The 18915-nt window shown below is 64.5% G+C and carries 19 protein-coding genes; 10 read left to right on the forward strand and 9 right to left on the reverse strand.

The genetic code is table 11. The annotated features are described in order from the left end of the window. Positions 1-118 precede the first annotated feature (118 nt). The 5 genes from gfa to O1Y97_RS10940 all read left to right on the forward strand — a co-directional run bounded on the left by gfa (position 119) and on the right by O1Y97_RS10940 (position 3165). Positions 119-691 (forward strand): S-(hydroxymethyl)glutathione synthase, encoded by a 573-nt coding sequence (gene gfa / locus O1Y97_RS10920; RefSeq protein ID WP_183259908.1) that lies wholly within the window; start codon positions 119-121, stop codon positions 689-691. A 165-nt stretch (positions 692-856) separates the two neighbouring features. Continuing rightward, complete coding sequence (locus O1Y97_RS10925) at positions 857-1150, forward strand: GYD domain-containing protein (protein WP_108607337.1); 294 nt, start codon at positions 857-859, stop codon at positions 1148-1150. 198 nt (positions 1151-1348) lie between these two features. Beyond that, positions 1349-1954, forward strand: coding sequence for a class I SAM-dependent methyltransferase (locus tag O1Y97_RS10930; RefSeq protein ID WP_318764009.1), 606 nt, complete (start codon positions 1349-1351; stop codon positions 1952-1954). A 104-nt stretch (positions 1955-2058) separates the two neighbouring features. After that, positions 2059-2631: a helix-turn-helix domain-containing protein gene (locus tag O1Y97_RS10935; protein ID WP_183259913.1), complete on the forward strand. Its 573-nt coding sequence runs from the start codon at positions 2059-2061 to the stop codon at positions 2629-2631. 6 nt (positions 2632-2637) lie between these two features. Continuing rightward, positions 2638-3165, forward strand: coding sequence for a GNAT family N-acetyltransferase (locus tag O1Y97_RS10940; RefSeq protein ID WP_183259915.1), 528 nt, complete (start codon positions 2638-2640; stop codon positions 3163-3165). Here O1Y97_RS10940 and O1Y97_RS10945 read toward each other — a convergent pair. Together O1Y97_RS10945 and O1Y97_RS10950 are read right to left on the reverse strand one after the other, a co-directional pair. Next, positions 3162-3980, reverse strand: coding sequence for a DUF2182 domain-containing protein (locus O1Y97_RS10945; RefSeq protein ID WP_318764010.1), 819 nt, complete (start codon positions 3978-3980; stop codon positions 3162-3164). The two genes, O1Y97_RS10940 and O1Y97_RS10945, sit on opposite strands and share 4 nt — an antisense overlap. After that, on the reverse strand, positions 3977-4621 hold the full coding sequence (locus O1Y97_RS10950) for a DUF1326 domain-containing protein (protein ID WP_318764011.1): 645 nt from the start codon (positions 4619-4621) through the stop codon (positions 3977-3979). Before O1Y97_RS10950 ends, O1Y97_RS10945 begins: the two co-directional genes overlap by 4 nt. A 367-nt stretch (positions 4622-4988) precedes the next feature. Here O1Y97_RS10950 and O1Y97_RS10955 point away from each other — a divergent pair, with 367 nt between their 5' ends. The 3 genes from O1Y97_RS10955 to O1Y97_RS10965 all read left to right on the forward strand — a co-directional run bounded on the left by O1Y97_RS10955 (position 4989) and on the right by O1Y97_RS10965 (position 10049). Beyond that, a complete protein-coding gene (locus O1Y97_RS10955) occupies positions 4989-5594 on the forward strand; it encodes a TetR family transcriptional regulator (RefSeq protein WP_318764012.1) in 606 nt (201 codons plus the stop codon). 53 nt (positions 5595-5647) lie between these two features. Continuing rightward, positions 5648-6793 (forward strand): efflux RND transporter periplasmic adaptor subunit, encoded by a 1146-nt coding sequence (locus O1Y97_RS10960; protein WP_318764013.1) that lies wholly within the window; start codon positions 5648-5650, stop codon positions 6791-6793. A 112-nt stretch (positions 6794-6905) separates the two neighbouring features. After that, on the forward strand, positions 6906-10049 hold the full coding sequence (locus O1Y97_RS10965; RefSeq protein WP_318764014.1) for an efflux RND transporter permease subunit: 3144 nt from the start codon (positions 6906-6908) through the stop codon (positions 10047-10049). A gap of 5 nt (positions 10050-10054) precedes the next feature. Here the strand turns inward: O1Y97_RS10965 and O1Y97_RS10970 are convergent, their stop codons facing one another. The 3 genes from O1Y97_RS10970 to O1Y97_RS10980 form a co-directional block, all read right to left on the reverse strand. Next, positions 10055-10873, reverse strand: coding sequence for an alpha/beta fold hydrolase (locus O1Y97_RS10970; RefSeq protein ID WP_404801264.1), 819 nt, complete (start codon positions 10871-10873; stop codon positions 10055-10057). Positions 10874-10944: 71 nt separating this feature from the next. Beyond that, entirely contained in the window at positions 10945-12303 is a 1359-nt protein-coding gene (locus tag O1Y97_RS10975) for a serine hydrolase (protein ID WP_318764015.1), read from the reverse strand. Between the two features lie 117 nt (positions 12304-12420). Next, on the reverse strand, positions 12421-13617 hold the full coding sequence (locus O1Y97_RS10980; RefSeq protein WP_318764016.1) for a diaminopropionate ammonia-lyase: 1197 nt from the start codon (positions 13615-13617) through the stop codon (positions 12421-12423). Positions 13618-13728: 111 nt separating this feature from the next. Here O1Y97_RS10980 and O1Y97_RS10985 point away from each other — a divergent pair, with 111 nt between their 5' ends. Then, positions 13729-14196 (forward strand): Lrp/AsnC family transcriptional regulator, encoded by a 468-nt coding sequence (locus O1Y97_RS10985; protein WP_404801265.1) that lies wholly within the window; start codon positions 13729-13731, stop codon positions 14194-14196. 48 nt (positions 14197-14244) lie between these two features. On the opposite strand, the gene O1Y97_RS10990 is transcribed toward O1Y97_RS10985, so the two are convergent. After that, positions 14245-14667 carry a VOC family protein gene (locus O1Y97_RS10990; protein ID WP_318764018.1) on the reverse strand — a complete coding sequence of 141 codons (423 nt, stop codon included), beginning with the start codon at positions 14665-14667 and terminating at the stop codon, positions 14245-14247. Between the two features lie 212 nt (positions 14668-14879). On the opposite strand from O1Y97_RS10990, the gene O1Y97_RS10995 reads away from it, so the two are divergent. Next, a complete protein-coding gene (locus O1Y97_RS10995; protein WP_318764019.1) occupies positions 14880-15176 on the forward strand; it encodes a hypothetical protein in 297 nt (98 codons plus the stop codon). A 125-nt stretch (positions 15177-15301) separates the two neighbouring features. Here O1Y97_RS10995 and O1Y97_RS11000 read toward each other — a convergent pair whose 3' ends face one another. Genes O1Y97_RS11000 through uvrB form a run of 3 tightly spaced genes read right to left on the reverse strand, consistent with a single transcriptional unit; the run spans position 15302 to position 18849 of the window. After that, positions 15302-15556, reverse strand: a complete 255-nt coding sequence (locus O1Y97_RS11000) for a ParE family toxin-like protein (protein ID WP_108607351.1) — start codon at positions 15554-15556, stop codon at positions 15302-15304. Further along, positions 15553-15753 (reverse strand): hypothetical protein, encoded by a 201-nt coding sequence (locus O1Y97_RS11005; protein ID WP_318764020.1) that lies wholly within the window; start codon positions 15751-15753, stop codon positions 15553-15555. Before O1Y97_RS11005 ends, O1Y97_RS11000 begins: the two co-directional genes overlap by 4 nt. 42 nt (positions 15754-15795) lie before the next feature. Then, positions 15796-18849 carry an excinuclease ABC subunit UvrB gene (uvrB, locus tag O1Y97_RS11010; RefSeq protein ID WP_318764021.1) on the reverse strand — a complete coding sequence of 1018 codons (3054 nt, stop codon included), beginning with the start codon at positions 18847-18849 and terminating at the stop codon, positions 15796-15798. Between the last annotated feature and the right edge of the window lie 66 nt (positions 18850-18915).

The following is an 18915-nucleotide window of genomic DNA, read 5'->3' on the forward strand; positions in this document are numbered from 1 at the left end:
ACGGCGGATATGCACAAAAGCCTCCGCGACATGTATCGTATGGGACCAGCCGAATAGAGTTCTGCCGCATAGCGTTTGACGGCGTCCGGGCGGACGCCACAACTGGGAGGAACAGGTCATGGCTTCAGTATCGATACATCCAGCACTCGATGGCGGCGTCAAACCGGGCAGCGCCAGCTTCAGCGGCGGCACGCTGGTCTGCGCCTGCGCCGACCGCCCGGTGAAGGTGGCGATCAAGGGACAGGTTGCCCACAACCACGCCTGCGGCTGCACCAAGTGCTGGAAGCCCGACGGCGCCAGGTTTTCGGTGGTGGCCGTCACGGCCCATGAAAACGTCACCGTGCTGGAAAACGGCGACAAGCTCGCCGTGGTCGACCCGAGCGCACTGATCCTGCGCCACGCCTGCAAGGGCTGCGGCGTGCACATGTACGGCCCGGTCGAGCGCGACCATGCCTTCAAGGGCCTCGACTTCATCCATCCCGAGCGCTTCCAGGAAGCAGGCTGGGCCGAACCGGGCTTTGCTGCCTTCGTCTCGTCGATCATCGAGGCCGGGGTCGATCCCTCCGAAATGGACGGCGTGCGTGCCCGGCTGAAGGAACTCGGTCTCGAGCCCTATGATTGCCTGTCGCCGGCGCTGATGGACTACATCGCCACCTGGGTGGCGAAGAAGTCGGGTGTGCTGAAGGGCTGACCCAGCCGCAGCAAAGGGGGAAGGGCCGGCCTTAGCTCGTAAAGCCTATGCCGGGCCGCCCTTCCGTCTACATGATCGCCAGACGATCCGTGCTATCGTGCGGACGGGAGAAACGGCGGCAACGCCTGATGCGCCCGCACGCCTCCGCAATCGAGGGAGGTCGAAATGGCATATTACGTTTTCCTGGTGAACTTTACTGACCAAGGGGCTCGCAGCGTACGGGACACGACGAAGCGGGCCGACGCATTCAGGGCGATGGCGGAAAAGGGTGGAGCCAAGGTGCACACGCTGTTGTGGACGCTCGGCAAATACGACGTGATCAGCATTGCCGAGGCGCCCGATGACTTGACCGCGACAGCGCTTAGCCTGTCGATATCGGAACTCGGCAATGTCAGAGCCCAGACACTCAAGGCGTTCGACGCTGGAGAGATGCGCCAGATCATAGCCAAGATGGCTTGATTTCGTTCCCCATGCGGGACGGGAGCCCCGGTGCTTGCCGGGCTTCTGTCCCGATCGACGCCAGAGGCGGGCTTGCGCTGGGCGCGAAGTCGGCCATTGTGCGCAGCAGTCAAGCGCGCGGCGTGGGAACGGACTTTGAATCGTCAAAACTCAACACACGAGATGCATCCGGATCCGGCGGAATTCATCCGGGCCAACATGCGCATTGCATCAGTGCCGTCGGTGCCCGAGATCCGGCTCTACAGCGCCCATCCGGCAAGCGGGCTGTGGCGACTCGCGGCGGACGCGGACGAGGATCCGTTGCCGCCCTACTGGGCCTATCAGTGGGCCGGCGGGCTGGTGCTTGCCCGTCACATCCTCGACCGGCCGGAGACGGTGCGGGGACGGCGCGTGCTCGACCTGGGCGCCGGCTCGGGACTGGTCGGCATCGCCGCGGCGAAAGCCGGGGCACGGTCGGTGCTGGCGGCCGAGACAGACCGCAACGGCGTCGCTGCGATCCGCCTCAATGCCGAGTTCAACGATGTGCATGTCAGCACGGCGGCCGCCGACCTGACCGGTGGCGCGGCGCCGGATGTCGACCTGATCCTGGTCGGCGATCTTTTTTACGCCGCCGATCTTGCAAGCCGCGTCACCGCCTTCCTCGACCGATGCGTGGTCCAAGGCATCGACGTGCTTGTCGGCGACCCCGGTCGCGCGCACCTGCCGCATACGCGGCTGAGGCTGGTCGCCGAACATGCGGTGGCCGATGTCGGTACAGGCAGTGCGGTGGCGTTGAAGCCGAGCGCTGTGTTTTCGTTCGGGTAAAGGCCCTTCGCCCTTCATTCCGGAAGACGAGCGCAGTGGATGACGAACGACGCGATGTGAGCGCTATCTTGACTTCATCCCTGTTGTGAGAATATTTCTCATATATGGAAAGTTCACTCCTCGATGAAACCGGCATCGACCGGCGTATCGCCCAGCGGCTGCGGTCGCTGCGCGCCGAGCGCGGCTGGTCGCTGGATGAACTGGCCAAGCGCAGCGGTGTCAGCCGGGCAACGCTGTCGCGGCTGGAAAACGCCGAGGTCAGCCCGACCGCCAGCGTGCTCGGCAAGCTGTGCGCCGCCTATGGGCTGACAATGTCGCGGCTGATGCACATGGTCGAAGGCGAGTTCGCGCCGGTCGTGCGCCGCGACGTGCAGGCCACCTGGTCGGACCCCGAAATCGGTTTTCGTCGACGTTCGATCTCGCCGCCGGCGCAGACGCTGGCCGGGGAGGCGTTGGAGTGTGAGCTCGATGCGGACGTGAGGATAAGCTACGACGCGCCGCCACGGCCGGGCCTCGAGCACCATCTGCTTCTTGTCACCGGGCGGCTGGCCGTGACGGTTGACGGCAGGACGCACGAACTCGGTGCCGGCGACTGCCTGCGCTACCAGCTGTTCGGGCCGAGCGCCTTTGCCACGCCTGAAGAGATGGGCGCGAAGTATCTCTTGTTTATCGTGTGAGGCATCATGACCGTCGTCATCACGACCTTTTCCGCCGACGACATCGAAAGCCACCTCGGCGCCTTGGGCGCACTCCTGCACGCCTGTGTGCATGACGGCGCAAGCATCGGCTTCGTGTTGCCCTATGCGCATGCCGAGGCCGAGGGGTTCTGGACAGGCAAGGTGCTGCCCGGGGTGCGCGACGGCACGCGGATCATGCTGGTGGCAAGCAAGGACGACAGGATCGCCGGCACCGTCCAGCTCGGCTGCGATACCATGCCCAACCAGCCGCACCGTGCCGACGTCAACAAGCTGATGGTGCATCCCGGCTTCCGTCGCCAGGGCATCGCGCAACTGCTGATGAAAGAACTCGAGGTGCGGGCGCGGGAATTGGGACGCAGCCTGATGACGCTGGACACGCGTACCGGCGACAATGCCGAACCGCTCTATACAGCGCTGGGCTACCGGACTGTCGGCGTCATCCCAGGTTTCGCCCGCGATCCGATGGGCGGGGATCGTCTCGATCCGACGACGATCATGTACAAGACGCTCTAGAGCAGCATCCAGACGCCGGCGCCGATCAGCACGGTGCCTGCCGCGCGCGACAGCAGGCGGCCAGGAACGATGATTTTTTCCAGCAGGATGAAAGCGGCGATTGCCGCGACCCAGAGCAGGTTCATGATGCCGACGACGAACAGGATCGCCATCAGTGCCCAACAGCATCCGATGCAATAGGTGCCGTGCTCGACCCCGAGATTGATCGCGCCGCGGGGATCGGAGCGGAAGCCGCCATGGCGCATGATGAACTGCATCGGGCTCTGGCAGGTCGACAGGCAGACGTCCTTGAGCGGTGTGCACTGGTAGATGCCGGCCGCGATGAGCACGACGCCGCCAATCCTTGTGCCGAGGCCCGTCATCGGCGTCAGCAGCAGGACGCTTTCCAGTATCCATTGAGCCGATGTGGCAATCATGGAGAAGGCAACCCAGGCAAGCAGGTAGCCGGCGGCGAACCAAGCGGTCGCGGCGAAGGGCTTGCCCTGTGAGCCGGCCTGGCGCCCCACGCCGGCATAGACAAGCAGCATGGGCGCCACGGAGGGCAACATCATGCCGATCATCATGATTGCCCACATGGCGAACATGAAGGCGAAGTCGCCGACGCTCCAGCCCCGCAGGGCAGGGGCGAGCGTGCCGCCCATGTCCATTCCAGGCATGTCCATCCCGGGCATGTCAGTGCCTGAAGGCGCCGCTGCCCCCATGTTCGCAGCGAGCCAGGCCACATAGGCCCATGCCAGCGCTGCAATGGCCACGACGGCGGCCAGGACGACCGCCCGATCTCGCTTCAACAGGAGTTCGAGGCGAGTGGCGCTCATTGAGTCGGGCGGACAACCCCGCTTTCAGTCATGTGCATCCGGGCGAAATGCGCATGGGAATCCTTGAGGTCGAGCTCGATCGCGCCTGACGTCTTGACCCAGCCACGGCCGACTTCGGCGACGGTGTATTCGAAGCCGTTGGGAAGGTTGATGCGTGCCCGATGGGCCTCTGATGTCACCGGGTTCAGGATCGGCTCGCCGCGAGCCTCCATGACGCCGGGAATGTTCACACGCGCGGTGCGCCCGTCGATGTCGACCTGAATGTCGATCTTGGCAAAGACCGGGTCGTGGACCTTCTCGAAGGTCGTCGAAAAGACCTGGAAGAATGTCGCGCCGGGTTCGGTGTCCTCACCCGTCATGATCCTGAGCAGCGCTTCCCGTTGCTCCGGCGTCGCCCGTTCGTCGACGATCGCAACAACCTGGCCGTGGCCGTGATGGATCGCGCCTGGCCAGGCCACGATCATGGCAATGCGCAACCCGTCGAGCTTGGTGGTGCCATGATGACCCTGCTCGATATCGATCGCGCCGATGGCGCGGCAGTGGCCTTGGGTGGGGAGCGCATTGAACTGGCAGGGGCAGCCATAGGCGCAGTTGCAGTGCAGGAATTCACGTCCTCTAATGGTCCATTTGACGGCCGACATCTTCACCTCCTTGCGTTTGCAAGTCTCGGCAAGTCGTTTGCGGGTTCGTCCCAGGTAGCTGGAATAGCCACGCCGGAACGTTCGGCACCGTCCCCAGAAGCCACGTAGTGTAGCAGAAAAAGGCGGTCTCCATAACCGGCCTAAGGAGCGATTGCCGTCTCGCCAATTTCCCGGTGTGACGCCCAAGGACTGCATCGCCATACAACGAAGCTCGAATGCCAGTGCGCGGGCGCAACGGGCTCCCGGGTTCCTGCCAGATGGCAGCTTATGTCAGTTTTTGCAGTGCAGCGGATTGACGGCAGACGAATAAAGTTTTACGACTGACGAAATTAGAAATTCGTCAGTCGTAAAATCGAGCGACCTGAACATGAACGACGTTGCTGAAAGCCCCGTGGATCTGGCGCGACAGGAGACGGTCGGGCGCATCCTCGATTCCGCCGAGCGGCTGTTCAGGCACTACGGCTACACCAAGACCAATGTGGCCGACATTGCCCGCGACCTCGGCATGTCGCCGGCCAATATCTACCGGTTCTTCGCCTCCAAGGTCGAAATCCACCAGGCGATCTGCGGCCGTATGCTCGGTGCGGTCTACCAGATGGCCTGCGAAATCCTGCGTACTGAAGGCAGCGCCAGCGATCGTTTGCGCCGCTTCATCTATGCCCAGCACAACCTGACCGTCGAGACCATGCTCGACCAGGAAAAGGTGCATGAGATGGTCGTCGTCGCGCTGGAGCGCGACTGGCACGTCATTGAAAAGCACATTGACCGGCTGCACGACCTGATTGCGGAAGTCATCGCGCAGGGCATCGCCACCGGCGAGTTCTCCAAGCAGGATCCGCAGATTGCCGCGCGCTGCTTCGGTGCTGCAACGGCGACACTGTGCCACCCGCAGATGGTGTCGCAGTGCGTCAACAAACAGAACCGCGCGACCTTCGAGGAACTTACGGAATACGCCCTGAGGGCGCTGAAGTAACAAGCGGCCGACGGGCCGGCATCCAGATAAACAGACAACCAGGAGTGCGAACGATGATTTCGTTCAAGACCTTCAATGCGAACCTGCGTCCTCTGGCCAGCCTGGCTTTGGTGTCGCTGCTTGGCGTTGGCCTTTCCGCCTGCTCTGAAGCCAAGACCGAGACCGTCGAGGCCATTCGCCCGGTCAAGGTGGTGGAGATCGCCAGCACGGATGCGACACGCGAACTCGACTATTCCGGTGCCGTAAAGGCGCGGACCGAGATGAACCTCGGCTTCCGCGTCGCCGGCAAGATCACCGAACGGGTGGTCAATATCGGCGACAAGGTAAAGCCGGGCGACCTTCTCGCTCGCATCGATCCGACCGACTACCAACTTGGCGAGAGCAGCGCCGAGGCGAGCCTCCAGGCTGCCGAAAAGCAGGTCGAGACCGCCCGCCTGGCCGATGAACGCGCCGATCAGCTGTTTGCCAAGAAATTCGCCTCCGAGGCGCAGCGCGAGCAGGCGGCACTTGCCTACAAGCAGGCATCGTCGCAGCGCGACGCGGCCCTTTCGTCGCTGCGCCAGGCCAGGAACCAGGTCGGCTATGCCGATCTTCGTGCCGACCAGAGCGGCATCGTCACCTCCGTCAGCGCCGATACCGGCCAGGTGGTTGGCGCCGGGACGCCGGTCGTCGCGGTCGCGGTAGATGGCGACAAGGAAGTGCAGATCGCCGTCCCCGAACTGGAGATCGCCCAGTTCCAGCCCGGCAAGCCGGTCAAGGTGAGCTTCTGGTCGGACGACAATCTCGTGCTCGACGGCAAGGTGCGCGAGGTCGCCGGCAGTGCCGATCCGCAGTCGCGGACCTTCTCGGTGCGGGTCAGCCTGCCTGACGACAGCCGTGTCCTGCTCGGCATGAGCGCCACCATCGAGGCGTCAGTCCAGAGCGGCAAGGCGGTCGTGTCGATCCCGCTCAGCGCACTGGCCAAGCAGGACGGCAAGGAGATCGTCTGGGTGGTCAACAACGACCGGGAAACCGTGCATGCGCGTGGCATCAAGGTGGCCAGCTTCGCCGCCGACGGCGTGCAGGTGGCCGAAGGCTTGAAGCCGGGCGACATCGTGGTGGCAGCCGGCACGCAGTTCATGACCGAAAACCTGAAGGTCAAGCTGCCGACGCCAGAACAGCGCGCGGCGGCGAACGAAGCCACCGCGGCAATTCGCTAAGAACAGTGCCCGCTGCGGCGGCCGATGGGGCCGCCGCCAACGCCATTCAACATTGAACCTGCGCATCTGCTGTGCCGGATCCCGGTCGCGTGCGCCAATTGGAACCACGGCCATGGACAATTCCAGCCAGGACAAGAAGCCCTTCAACCTGTCGCGTTGGGCGATCGGGCATCCGAGCATTGCGCGTTTCCTGTTCGGCCTGATCATCATCACCGGCGCGCTCGGCCTGATGCGCATGGGCCAGAGCGAGGACCCGGAATTCACCTTCCGCGTCATGGTGGTACAGGCGATCTGGCCCGGCGCCTCGATCGAGGAGATGCAGGACCAGGTCGTCAACAAGATCGAGCGCAAGCTGCAGGAAACCCCGCATCTCGACTGGGTGAAGTCCTACACCCGCGCCGGCAGCGCCATCATCACCGTCCAGGTGAAGGGCGACACCGACACCGCCGAGGTCAAGGACGCGTTCTATCAGGTGCGCAAGAAGGTCGGCGACATCTCCAGCGAGCTGCCGCAGGGCCTGCTCGGGCCGTTCTTCAATGACGAGTTCGGCGACACCTTCATCACGCTGCATTCGATTGCCGGCGAGGGCTACAGCTATCCCGAGCTGAAGGCGCAGGCGATCAAGGCGCGCGACATGCTCTTGACGACGCCCGGCGTCGAAAAGGCCGTCATCCTCGGCGACCAGCCGCAGCGTATCTATATCGACGTCTCCTCCAAGGCGCTGGCCGAACGCGGGCTTACGCTGAACGACGTGCGCAACACGATTGCCGGCCAGAACAACATCGACCCGGCGGGCGCGGTGGACACCGGCACGCATTCGGTACGCATCTCGGTCGAGGGCGATCTCTCCAAGACGGCCGACATCCGCGAGCTTAGGCTGCGCGCCGGCGACCAGATCACCCGGCTTGGCGACATCGCCACCGTGACGACTGGCCTCGAAGATCCCTATCAGCGCAAGTTCCGCTACAACGGCCAGGACAGCGTCCAGGTCGGCGTGGTGATGGCCAAGGGTTTCAAGGTCACTGATGTCGGCCATGCCGTCGAGGAGACCTACAAGCGTTTCGAGGAATCTCTGCCCTACGGCGTCTCCGTCGACCAGATCTCCAACCAGCCGGAGGTCGTCACCGAAGCCATCGGCGAGTTTATGAAGGCGCTGATCGAGGCGCTGCTGATCGTGCTCGTGGTGTCGTTCCTGTCGATCGGCTGGCGCTCGGGCCTGGTGATCGCGATCACCATCCCGCTGGTGCTCGCCGCCACCTTCGCCATCATGTACGAACTCGGCATCGACCTGCAGCGCATCTCGCTCGGCGCGCTGATCATCGCGCTGGGCCTGCTCGTCGACGACGCCATGATCGTCGTCGAGATGATGGAACGAAAGCTCGAGGAAGGGCTGGTCAAGGTCGAGGCGGCGAGCTTCGCCTACACCTCGACGGCCTTTCCGATGCTGACCGGCACCCTGATCACCACGGCCGGCTTCATCCCCGTCGGTTTTGCTGAATCGACGGCAGGCGAATATGTGCGCTCGCTGTTTTATGTCGTCGGCATCGCGCTGGTGATCTCGTGGCTCGTTGCAGTCTATTTCACGCCATGGCTCGGCAACATGATCCTCAAGCAGCGCAATCACGCCGGCAGCCATCACGACGCATTCGACACCAGCTTCTACCGCCGGCTGCGCGCGACGGTCAGCTGGGCCGTGCGCCACCGCATCATCGTTCTGGCCCTGACGCTGGTGACCTTCTTCGGCAGCCTGTTCGCCTTCCAGTTCATTCCGCAGAACTTCTTCCCGCAGTCGTCGCGGCCGGAAATCCTGGTCGATCTGTGGCTGCCGGAAGGCACCAGCATCAAGGAGGTGGAAAAGCAGGCCGAGGCGCTGGAAGCGCGCATGATGGACGATCCGGACAAGAAGTTCATCGCCACCTATATCGGCGAGGGCGCGCCGCGCTTCTTCCTGCCGCTCGACCAGCAGCTGCGCAATCCGAACTTCGCCCAGCTGCTGATCATGGCCAATGACGAGCCAGCGCGCGAAAGGCTGATCGTCAAGCTGCGCACCATCCTGGCCGAGGATTTCCCTTCGATCCGCGGCAAGGTCGACCGCCTGTTCCTCGGGCCGCCCACCGGCTGGCCGGTGCAGTTGCGCGTTGTCGGTCCGGACCGTACCGAAGTGCGGCGCATCGCCGACGAGGTGAAGGCCAAGTTCGCGGCGACGCCCGAACTCGACGCCATTCACGACGACTGGCTCGAGCCGGTGCCGGCGATGAAGCTGGTGATCGACCAAGACCGGGCGCGCGCACTGGGCGTTTCCTCGCAGCGCATTCGCCAGATGCTGCAGGCGGCGATGCAGGGTGCGCCGCTGGACGACTTCCGCGACGGCGAGGAGACGGTGTCGATCGTTGCCCGCGAGCCGGCGGCCAATCGCCAGCTGCTGTCGGCGGTCAACTCCGTCTATGTGCCGACCGACTTCGGTGGCTTCGTGCCGGTGTCGCAGGTGGCCAAGGTGCTGCCCGTCATGGAGCAGGGCATCGAATGGCGCCGCGACCGCCTGCCGACGATTACGGTGAGGGCGACCCTGCCGGACGGCGTGCAGCCGAATGACGTGACGATGAAGCTGTTCAACGAACTCAAGCCGCTGCGCGACAGCTTGGCTGCCGGCTACAAGGTCGAGATCCAGGGCGGTGCCGAGGATGCGGCCGAAAGCCAGGCCTCGATCGCCGCCAAGGCGCCGGTCATGCTGCTGGTGATCGTCCTTCTGCTGATGGTGCAACTCCAGCACTTCGGCAAGGCGATGCTGGTGCTGGCGACCGGTCCGCTCGGCATCATCGGGGCAGCGGCGGCGCTGCTGATATCGGGCGCGCCCTTCGGCTTCGTCGCCATCCTCGGCGTGATCGCGCTGCTCGGCATCATCATCCGCAACTCGATCATCCTCGTCGACCAGATCGACCAGGACATCGCCGCCGGCATGGAGCGCTACGAGGCGATCATCGGAGCTGCCGTGCGACGCTTCCGGCCGATCATGCTGACGGCGATGACGGCCGTGCTGGCGCTGATCCCGATCTCGCGCGGCGTGTTCTGGGGCCCGCTCGCCTACGCCATGATGGGCGGCATCCTGGTGGCGACCGTCTTGACCATCCTGGTTCTGCCGGCCGGATATGCGCTGTTCTTCGGCAAAGAGCCGAAGAAGAAGCAGGCAGAGCCCGAGGGCGAGGATCGCGGCAATGTCGCCGAGATTGCGCACAGGCCGGCACTGGCGGCGGAGTAGGCGGCTTACGGCGCCTGGAGAAAAGCACTGATGCGCCCGGCCACAAGGCCGGGCGCCTCCCAGTGCATGTTGTGGCCGAGGCCGGGCAACGTGATCAACCGGGCGCCATCGATCGCGCCCAGCATCTGGGCCTGATGTTCCGCCGTGGCGATGTCGTCGTGCTCGCCGCGCATCATGAGTGTGGGGGCGGAGATGTCCTGCAGCAGCGGGAAGGGGTCGTAGGCCGTCTGCTCGTAGTGGATCGAATGCCAGATGCGGGCCGGAACCGAGGCGCATTCCCGCCGGACATGGGAGAGGAATGCCTCGTCGACCGGGACCGTGCCGGCGCACCAGGCCCGGATGAACGCGGATTCCGGATCGATGGGGTCGCGCAGTGCGAGGATGTTTTCCCACAGCCAGCCGGCGCGTTCGCGCGGCACTGCGGAGGTCGACATCAGCACGATCTTGCCGACCATCTGCGGCCAGCGCTCGGCGAGGGCCTGCGCGAGCCGCCCGCCTAACGAATGGCCGACGACATGGGCATTCGCGATGCCGATTTCGGCAAGGAAAAGCCTGACATCATGGGCCATTTCGGGAATGGTGTAGCAGCCCTCCGGCCTGTCGGAACGGCCATGGCCGCGCAAATCCGGTGCAATGAGCCGAAAGCCACCGGCAAGATGAGGTGCAATCAGGCTCCAGCTTCGCGCGCTGTCGGTGAAGCCGTGGAGGAGCAGCACTGGTGTTCCGCCTGCTTCGCCCATTTCGACATAGGCGAGGCGGATTCCGTTCGGCAGCAGGCAATCCTGCTTCGAGGTGGCGAAATCGTCCTGGGACAGCCGTTGCATCAGGGACCGGACCCATCGCGCCGAAGCATTGGCTTCGACGCGGGCAGGATAGCCGGTCCGTCGGCTGGCGGCTATCCCGTCACGCGCTGCGCCGGCATGTCCCGGCCATTCTGATGCAGCGTCAGGCCTGACGCCCGGCCGCTGCCGTCGACGTCGAAGCTGATCTGGGCGTCGACGACCTTGTAGAAGAAATGCACTTCGCTTTCCGGGTAAATCTCGGCCTTGCCTTGGCCGGTCGCCTGCGCGAACAGTTGTTCGCCTTCGCGCGTGATGGTCAGGACGAAGTCCGGCGCCAAAGGGTAATTGCCGACATAGCCGTCATAGATCGCCGGATCGACGGCCACCGCAACGCGCACCTTCGGCGGCGGGGCGAGCGGGCTGTCGCGATTGAGCAGGTGAGCACCGATGTCGTCGACGCCGACCTCGGTCGAGGTGTTGGAGAGGGCGACGACTCCCATGCCCTTGGCCGGCAGGAAGCCGAGGAAGGAACGATAGCCGCCGGTGCCGCCATTGTGCCAGATCATCTGGTCGTCGCCGCTGCCTGAAATGACCCAGCCGAGCCCGCTCTCTTCGTTGCCCGGGCCCATCGGGCGGCGTGTCGCCAAGGTTGTGGCGAGTGCCGAGGAAAGCGGCGACGCGCGCACGCCAAGAACCATCTCCAGAAAGTTCAGCAGGTCGTTGGCCGTGGACAGAAGCGCGCCGGCGCCTGCCAGCGTCGGCAGGTCCCAATTGGGAACCGGCGCGAGGGTCTCGTCGTGGCCGTTGGCGAGCCGGTTATTCATGTCGCCAAGGACGGCGTCGGCCGTCGACGACATGCCGAGGGGCGCAAGGATGCGCTCGCGGACCAGGCTTCCGTAGTCCTTGCCGGCGCGCAGCGCGAGCGCATGACCAAGGAGACCCATCGCCAGGTTGGAATATTCGTACTGGCTGCCGATGTCTCGGGGCAAGGTGTAGCCGGACAGAAACGCGTGGAGCTGCTCGACCGTGTAGTCGGCATAGGGGTTTTCCTCGTCGGCCGGCGCGAAATTGTCGGGCAGGCGCGGCAGCCCCGAGGTATGGGTCGCCAGGTCGACAAGGGTGATCTGCCTGCCGTCGCGTTCCGGCACGGCCACGTCTGCGGGCAGGTAGCTTGCGACCGGGTCATCGAGCCCGACCTCGCCGCGCCCGGCCATCTCGGCGAGCAGCAGGGCGGTGAAAACCTTGGTGATCGAGCCGATCTCGAAGACAGTGTCGCCGTCGACCGGGCGGGCATGAAAGGCGCCGAATTGGCCATGGGCTATGATGCGACGCCCTGCTGCGCCGAAGGTGCCGACGACGATGCCGAGGCTCTGCCGCTGCAGGTCGATGCGCTCGACGAGGATGCGCCTGATCTCGGCATCGGACGGAAATTGCGTTCTGGATGGAGCGTCCACAGGAACAGAAGCGGTCATCGGTCGATTGGCCCTCATGCCAGATGCGGATGGCGGCTGATACCGGTCGGACATTACGCCAGCATGGCGGGCTCACCTTCTCCCACAAGGGGAGAAGGCATGGTCCGCTACTTGCCGTCAATCGCCGCTGCTTATGAGGTCGGCCGGCGGTAGGCCGACGAGTTCGCGGTAGCGATCTGGATCGGTGGCGCCTTCGGTGACCACCAATAAAACGCGAGATTGAGCATCAAGGCCGATCGCAGCGCGCATCTCCGGATCGCGCGCGGCGGTGAGCAGCCCGGCCATGCCGGCTCCGCCGCTTTCGCCCGCGACCACCACCGGGTCGTGGCCGAGCGGGCGGGCGAGGCGGTTCATAATCTCGATGGCCGTTTCGTCCTCGACGGTCATGAAGGCGTCGGTAACACGCGACAGGATGCGCCAGGCAAGCGGCGAGGGTTCGTAGCATTCGAGCATCGCCATGACGGTCGGCTCGCCGTGCTGGAGTTTGACCGGGTGTCCTGTCCGCGCGGTCTCGAAGATGCAGGCGGCGCGTGCCGGATCGACGACCACGAAGGTCGGGCGGTTCTCGCCGAAGCGGCTCGAAAGATAGGCGGCGGCAGCGGCAGCGATGCCGCCGACGCCGGCCTGGACGAAGACATGGGTCGGCGGCGCCGGCAGCTTCTCCAGTGCCTCGCGCATGATCGCGGTGTAGCCCTGCATGACGAGGCCGGGGATGCGCTCGTAGCCGGGCCACGACGTGTCGGAAACGACGGTCCAGCCGTTTTCGGCGCAGACCCGCGCGGCCTCGGCGACCGAATCGTCATAGGTGCCGGCAACACGCACCATCTCGGCGCCGTAGCGGGCGATGGCGGCGACACGCGCGTCGCTGACGCCGCCATGGACGAAGATCACCGAACTGGCGCCAACAAGCTGTGCCCCTTGCGCGACCGAGCGGCCATGGTTGCCGTCCGTGGCGCAGCCGAAGGTCATGGCTGCCGAGATCTTTGCCACTTCAGGGCTGTGCAGTTCGGCCATGCCGACCGGACGGCCGAGCTGGCTTTCCGCCGCTTCCAGCACCAGGCGGATGACGGCATAGGCGCCGCCGAGCGCCTTGAAGCTGCCGAGGCCGAGGCGATAACCCTCGTCCTTGAGGTGGATGGCGCCGAGGCCGAGGTCAGCGGCAAGCGCAGGCAGCGACCGCAGCGGCGTCGGCTTGTGGTTGGGCCGGTGCGACAGGAAGCGTTCGACGGCCTCCGCGGCCTCGACACCAAGCGTCTCGGCGTCGATTGGCTCGAGCGGCCGGCGATAGTCCGGGTGCTGGTTGCGAATAAGCATGGGTCGATGTCTCCTCTTTCGGCGCATTTATATTGCAGCGCCGGCGAGAAATGCGCTCTATTCTGGCGTCATTGGTGCAAGTTTGTTTCGCGAGGGATGATGGACAGGCAGGTGGTACCGGGTCTCGATGAATTCGACCTGAAGATCCTGGCCATTCTTCAATGCGACAATACCACGCCGCAACGCGAGATCGGCGAAGCGATCAGCCTGTCGGCGCCGGCGGTGCAGCGGCGCATCAAGCGCATGGAAGAGGGCGGCGTGATCTCTGCCAATGTCGCGGTGATCGACCCCGAAAAGGTCGGACGACCAATCACCGTGATCGTCGAGATCGCGGTGGAGAGCGAGCGTGTCGACCTGCTTGATGCGGCAAAAGCGAGCTTTGCCGCCGCGCCCGAGGTGCAGCAGTGCTACTACGTCACCGGCGAGGCCGATTTCGTGTTGGTGGTCACGGTCGCAAGCATGGCCGAATACGAGGCGCTGACGCGGCGGCTGTTCTTCGCCAATCCCAACATCAGGCGGTTTCGCACGCTGGTGGCGATGGACCGGGTGAAGGCCGGGCTGACCGTGCCGGTTGGCTGAACGCCCCGTCCGCCGCCGGGCGGACGGGTTTCATCTATGCCAAGGCCGCTATTTCTTGACCGGTGCGTTCATGGCCCAGGAGACGCCGAAGGGATCGCGCAACTGGCCCCAGCGGTCGCCCCAGAACATGACGTCGAGCGGCACGACGACCTCGCAGCCGGCATCGACGGCGCGTTTCCACCAGGTGTCGATGTTGTCGCCGAGGATGAGCTGCATGGTGTAGCCCTGCGCCTTCTCGTGCGGATGGCCGTGCTCCGGATAGGCGTCGCAAAGCATCATCGAGCTGCCGTTGACGTAGAGGTGGATGTGCATGGTCCGGCCCTGCTCGTCCGGCGGGATGGCGAAGGCCGTCTCGGCGCCGAAGGCGCGCGTGTAGAATTCGGCCGCCTTGCTGGCGCCGTCGACCTGCAGATAGGCGATCAGGCCGCCGAGAACCGGGGGAGCGGCGGTCGGTGCAGTGCTGTCGGGCATTTTTCTCTCCGTTCGTTGATGGCCGTTGCCGCCGGCGAAAGCGTGCGACTCGGTTGTTCAGGCATCGAACCGGGTGCGTGGCGCGCTCGGCGGTTGGATGCCTTGAACTGAAGACGAACGAAGCCTGCCGGAATCTACATGTCCGGCCAACATTTTTCGCGAACGACCGGAGGCATCGTGCTGGCAGGCGCGAGCCTGCTCAGTTCGAGTTCGTGTTCGAATTGCTCGACGAACTGGTGCTCGTCGAGGTGCTGGTCGACGAACTGGTGCCGGTATTGCTCTGCGAGTCGCTGTCGGTGGTGCAACTGCCGTTGGAGCAGCTCCTGGAGCGCGAGCTCGACTTGCTCGTCGACTTGGAGACCGTGACCGACCGGCTGCCTATCAGGATGGGAGCACTGCCGACGGCGAAGAACGGCATCGCGGGTTTCGCCGCCGGCACCGGACCGGCTTCCGCTGCGGAGAAGGTCAGGACCGCGCTCGCGAAGATCGCGGCCGAGGTGAAGCGCTGAAACCTTGCCATTGCACATGCTCCTTTGCGTGGCACACCAAAACGCCATTTGAACATGGCGATGCGTGGCGCGTGAATTCGTCAATTGGAGCTAGACGGGTCCGCACGGCCAGGGGCAATCAAGCTTCAACGAAGAAGCTTGTCGTATTCTGCGTGCTTCCCAATCCAGAACCAGACGAAGTCGTGCTCCAGTCTGACGGCGACCGCGCGATGGTCACGCCCGACACGCACCGACCAATAGCGGCCGACAGACTTCAGATGCAGTGAAGGGTGGTGCGGGTCTGCGCGAAGCAAGGCAAAATTCTTGTCGGCCAATTGCTGCACAGGCTCAGGGAGAAGATCGTATGCCGCCCAGAACCTTGAGCTGGCATGATGGTTCAAAGCGGCCGCGTCCGTCCGGACTTGAGTTCAGCCAAGGCTTCTTCCGCAAACCTGTCCAACTTGCCGGCGGCGACGTCTTCCTCGATCTGTCGGTCCCAGCGTTCGGCCTGCAGTTCCGCGAACCACGCGGCGAACTCCTTCAGCTCGTCCTTGGACAGAGACGCAACCGACTTTTCGATCTGCTCGAGCTTGGTCATGCTGACAAGATAACATGATGCCAATCGGGGGCAACGGCCGGCCTATTTCCCCGGCCGTCCTGACTTGCCCGGCTTCTTCCTGGCACGCGCGGCCTCGGCTGGATCCTCGTAGGAGCCAGCGCCGATCTTGGCACGCTTGACCGGCTTGACGCCTTCGACCGGCTTTTCGGTGCGGCGGACGGTCATCTCGTCGAGGCTGTTCTTCTTGAACAGCGAATTGCCGTCTTCGGGGACGCCGTAGTCCGAACCATGGGCTTCGGCTGCCGACTGCTTCTTGAACAACGAGCGTGACACCGCACCTGCGGGCGTGGTCATGTCGGTGCCTGGCCCCATATCGTCGATATGAGGCTTGGCGAACAGCGACTTGCCCGCGGGCACAGTGCCATCGGCACCCATTTCGTCGAGGTCCGGCTTGCGGAACAGGTTCGGACGGGCAGCCTTGGCTGCCTCCTCGGCGGCGCGTGCCTCGTCGAGCTTGCGGAAGCGTTCCTGCTCCTCAACCGTGCGATGCTTGGCCACGCCCTTGTTGTGCTTGCCCTTTTCGCGCCCCGACGCCGGGCTTTCCATGTCGGCATATTTGGCCATCGGGTCGTCCGAGATGGCCAGTTCCATCTCGCGCAGGCGCTTGATCTCGTCGCGGATGCGGGCGGCCTTCTCGAAGTCGAGGTCGGTGGCGGCATTGCGCATCTGCTTTTCGAGCGCATCGAGATGGGCCTTGAGGTTGTTGCCCATCATCGCACCGGCATTGTCGGTGAACTGCGAGATGTCGGCGCGGACGTGATCCTTCTCGTAGACCGACTCGAGGATGTCGGAAATGCGCGACTTGACGCTTTCGGGCGTGATGCCGTTGGCCTCGTTCCACAACATCTGCTTTTCGCGGCGGCGCGACGTCTCGGCCATGGCGCGTTCCATCGAGCCGGTGATCTGGTCGGCGTAGAGGATTACTTTGCCATCGACGTTTCTTGCCGCGCGGCCGATGGTCTGGATGAGCGAGGTCTCGGAGCGCAGGAAGCCTTCCTTGTCGGCGTCGAGAATGGCGACGAAACCGCATTCGGGAATGTCGAGGCCTTCGCGCAGAAGGTTGATGCCGACCAGCACGTCGAAGGCGCCGAGCCTGAGGTCGCGGAGGATCTCGATGCGCTCCAGCGTGTCGATGTCGGAGTGCATGTAGCGGACGCGGACGCCGTGCTCGTGCAGATATTCGGTCAGGTCTTCGGCCATGCGCTTGGTCAGCACGGTGACGAGGGTACGGTAGCCGGCCTTGGTCGTCTCGCGGATTTCGCCGACGACATCGTCGACCTGGGTCTTGGCCGGGCGCACCTCGACCGGCGGGTCGATCAGGCCGGTCGGGCGGATGACCTGCTCGGCAAAGACGCCGCCGGCCTCTTCCATCTCCCAGTTGCCGGGCGTCGCCGACACAGCGACGGAGAGCGGGCGCATGGCGTCCCATTCCTCGAAGCGCAGCGGCCGGTTGTCCATGCACGACGGCAGGCGGAAGCCGTATTCGGCCAGCGTCGCCTTGCGCCTGAAGTCGCCCCGGTACATGCCGCCGATCTGCGGCACAGTGACGTGGCTTTCGTCGATGAAGACGAGCGCGTTGTCGGGGATGTATTCGAACAGGGTGGGCGGCGGATCGCCGGGGCGGCGGCCGGTGAGATAGCGCGAATAGTTCTCGATGCCGGCGCAGGAGCCGGTGGCCTCGAGCATCTCGAGGTCGAAACGGGTGCGCTGTTCCAGGCGCTGAGCCTCGAGCAGGCGGCCAGCCTTTTCAAGCTCTTGCAGGCGGTGCTGCAGCTCTTCCTTGATCGACTTGATGGCCTGATTCAAGGTCGGGCGCGGCGTCACATAGTGCGAGTTGGCGTAGATTTTTACGCTTTTGAGGTCGCCAGTCTTCTGGCCGGTGAGCGGGTCGAACTCAGTGATGGAGTCGATCTCGTCGCCGAACAGCGAAATGCGCCAGGCCGAGTCCTCCAAGTGGGCCGGAAAGATCTCGATGGTGTCGCCACGGACGCGGAACGAGCCGCGGACGAAATTGATGTCCTGGCGCTTGTATTGCTGGGCGACAAGGTCGGCGAGTAGCTGGCGCTGGTCGAGCCGGTCGCCGACCGCCATCTGGAAGGTCATGGCGGTATAGGTTTCGACCGAGCCGATACCGTAGATGCACGAGACCGAGGCGACGATGATGACGTCGTCGCGTTCGAGCAGCGAGCGCGTCGCCGAGTGGCGCATACGGTCGATCTGCTCGTTGATGGTCGATTCCTTCTCGATATAGGTGTCGGTGCGCGGGACGTAGGCCTCGGGCTGGAAGTAGTCGTAATAGGAGACGAAATACTCGACCGCGTTGTCGGGGAAGAACTTCTTGAATTCGGAATAGAGCTGGGCGGCCAGCGTCTTGTTGGGCGCCAGGATCAGCGCCGGGCGCTGCGTCTCTTCGATCACCTTGGCCATGGTGAAGGTCTTGCCCGAGCCGGTGACGCCGAGCAGAACCTGGGTGCGCTCGGTCGAATTGACGCCTTCGACGAGATCCTTGATGGCGGTGGGCTGGTCGCCGGCCGGCTCGAACTCCGACTGCATGACGATCTGGATGCCGCCCTCGGACTTCTCCGGCCGGGCAGGGCGGTGGGGAACCCAGATCTCGCCGTTCTTGTGCAGCGGGTTACCGCTTTCGATCAGCGCCGACAGGGCGGCGACGGTCGCGGTGACACCGGAATTGGACAGCGAGGCGGCGTCTTCGAGAGAGATGTCGAGGCCGGCGACCGGGTTGAGGCCGGCGGCGGCGCGATCCTTGGCCGAGGCGGCACCGCCCATCGAGGTGCCGCGCGCCGAGCGTGTGGGTGCAGAGCTCTTTTCGGGGATCTTCTTGGCCTTTGGCTGCGGCTTTTCTGCCTCTCTGGCGATCTCTTCGGCCCAGTCGGAAATCGAGCCGGACAGCGGCGCGCCTGAAAGCTCCGCCTGCGGCGCTTCGCCGAAGCCGGGGCGATGCAACGGCTCGGACGCATTGAGGAAATCGGTCACGCCATTGCCGCCACGCTTGCGCGGCGCGGCACGGTTGTCAGCCCCCGAGGTGGGCGATTTCTTGTCAGCAGATTTGGCCATGAGCGGAATATGGGCGGTATCAGCAGAAATGGAAAGGGCACGGGCGCCGGAATGCCGGACCGGCGG

This window comes from Aminobacter niigataensis, from assembly GCF_946995915.1.
In the GTDB taxonomy this organism is placed as follows: Bacteria; Pseudomonadota; Alphaproteobacteria; order Rhizobiales; family Rhizobiaceae; genus Aminobacter; species Aminobacter niigataensis.